Source organism: Marilutibacter maris (genome assembly GCF_006546735.2).
Lineage (GTDB): Bacteria > Pseudomonadota > Gammaproteobacteria > Xanthomonadales > Xanthomonadaceae > Marilutibacter > Marilutibacter maris.
The window spans coordinates 1-2,234 of the sequence record NZ_VICD02000112.1; the positions used below are offsets into that span (position 1 = coordinate 1).

The window sequence follows — 2,234 nt, forward strand, 5'->3', positions numbered from 1 at the left end:
TCGAACGCGGCGGTGACCACCAGGTCGGCGCCGCGCACCGCGTCGCCGCCGGCGAACACGCGCGGATGCGCGGTCTGGTAGGGATGCGCGCCGCGTTCGCCCGAGGTGCGGATACGGCCGTCGTCCTCCAGCTCGATGCCGTGCGCGGCCAACCAGTCCGGCGCGTCGGGGCGGAAGCCGAAGGCGATGATCACCACGTCGGCGGCGAGGGTGGATTCGCTGCCCTCGACCGGCTCGGCGCGCTGGCGGCCGTTGGCGTCGGGCGCGCCCATGCGGGTCTCGACCACGCGCACGCCGTTGACCCGGCCGTCGCGGCCGACCAGTTCCAGCGGCTGGCGGTTGAACAGGAAGCGCACGCCTTCCTCGCGGGCGTTGCCGACCTCGCGCGCGGAGCCGGGCATGTTGGCCTCGTCGCGGCGGTAGGCGCAAGTGACCTCGGCCGCGCCGAGCCGGATCGCGCTGCGCACGCAATCCATGCCGGTGTCGCCGCCGCCGAGCACGACCACCCGCCGGCCCTTCAGTTCGGGCAGCTCGATGCGGTCTTCCCAGCCGGCGATCGGCCGTCCCTGCGGCTGCACGCCGCCGACCACGCGACCGTTCTGGACCAGGAACGGCAGCGCCGGCAGCACCCCGGCCAGGTCCTGGCCGGGCAGGCCGCCATCGGTGTAGCGGTAGCTGCCCAGGCCGAGGAACACCGCGTCGTACTCGTCCAGCAGTGCGTCGAGGCTGAGGTCGCGGCCGACCTCGACGCCGAGGCGGAAGCGCACGCCCATGCCCTCGAGGATCTCGCGGCGGGTCTGCACCACCGACTTGTCGAGCTTGAAGCTGGGGATGCCGAACTGCAGCAGGCCGCCGATCTGCTCGTAGCGGTCGTGGACCACCGCCTCGATGCCGGCGCGGGCGAGACGGTCGGCGCAGGACAGCCCGGCCGGGCCGGCGCCGATCACCGCCACCCGCTGCCCGGTCGCGACCACCCGCGACAGGTCCGGGCGCCAGCCGTCGGCGACCGCGCGATCGACGATGTACTTCTCGACCGCGCCGATGGTGACCGCGCCGAAGCCGTCGTCGAGCGTGCAGCTGCCCTCGCACAGGCGGTCCTGCGGACATACCCGGCCGCAGATCTCCGGCAGCGGGTTGGTCTCGTGGCACAGCGTCGCCGCCTCGTGCACGCGGTCCTCGCGGGCGAGTTCGAGCCAGTTGGGGATGTAGTTGTGCAGCGGGCACTTCCACGAGCAGTACGGATTGCCGCAGTCCAGGCAGCGTCCGGCCTGGTGGCGCGCGGCCTCGTCGTTGAAGCGTCCGTACAGCTCGCCCCAGTCGCCGTCGCGGCGCAGCGCCAGCGGAATCCGCCGCGGCATCTCGCGCGGCAGCTCGAGGAACTCGAACACGTTCTTCTTCGGTGCAGGCTTCGCCATCACGCCGCCCTCTTCAGATTTTCGGCCAGCGACGCCAGGCTTGCCGCCTTCGGCTTCACCAGCCAGAACTTGCCGATGTAGTCGCGCATCTCGTCGAGGATGCGTCGCGCCCGCTCGCTGCCGGTGTGGCGCGCGTGCGCCTCCAGCAGGTCGCGCAGGTGCGAGCGGTGGTGCTCGAAGCCGTCGCCGGCGATGCGCACGATGTCGATCAGCTCGTGGTTGTAGCGGTCGACGAAATCGCGGTCCATGTCGAGCACGTAGGCCATGCCGCCGGTGAAGCCGGCGCCGAAGTTCAGCCCGGTGCGGCCGAGCACCGCGACCGCGCCGCCGGTCATGTACTCGCAGCAGTGATCGCCGGCGCCCTCGATCACCGCGGTCGCGCCGGAGTTGCGCACCCCGAAGCGCTCGCCGGCGCGGCCGCTGGCGTACAACTCGCCGCCGGTGGCGCCGTACAGGCAGGTGTTGCCGATGATCGCGGTCTCGTGGGCGATCCAGCGCGCGTCCTCGGGCGGGCGCACCACGATGCGGCCGCCGGTCATGCCCTTGCCGACGTAGTCGTTGGCCTCGCCGACCAGCTCGTGGTGCAGGCCACCGGCATTGAAGGCGCCGAAGCTCTGCCCGGCGCTGCCGTCGAAGCGCAGCGCGATCGGCGCGTCGGCCATGCCATGGTCGCCGTGCCGGCGCGCGACCGCACCGGACAGGCGCGCGCCGATGCTGCGGTCGGTGTTGCGGATGTCGAAGCGGTAGGTGCCGCCGTGCTTGCCGGCGATCGCCGCGGCCAGCGCGGCGTCGAGTTCGGCGGCCAGCCCGGTCGGCGCA

Annotated in this window: 2 protein-coding genes; both read right to left on the bottom strand. The window is 72.7% G+C overall.

Annotated elements, in window-relative coordinates; translation table 11 throughout:
* Positions 1-1,415: FAD-dependent oxidoreductase (locus tag FKV24_RS07505; RefSeq protein WP_141481938.1), on the bottom strand; the 1,415-nt coding region annotated here is incomplete at its 3' end.
* Positions 1,415-2,234: GltB/FmdC/FwdC-like GXGXG domain-containing protein (locus FKV24_RS07510; RefSeq protein ID WP_484502554.1), on the bottom strand; the 820-nt coding region annotated here is incomplete at its 5' end. The genes FKV24_RS07510 and FKV24_RS07505, both read right to left, overlap by 1 nt.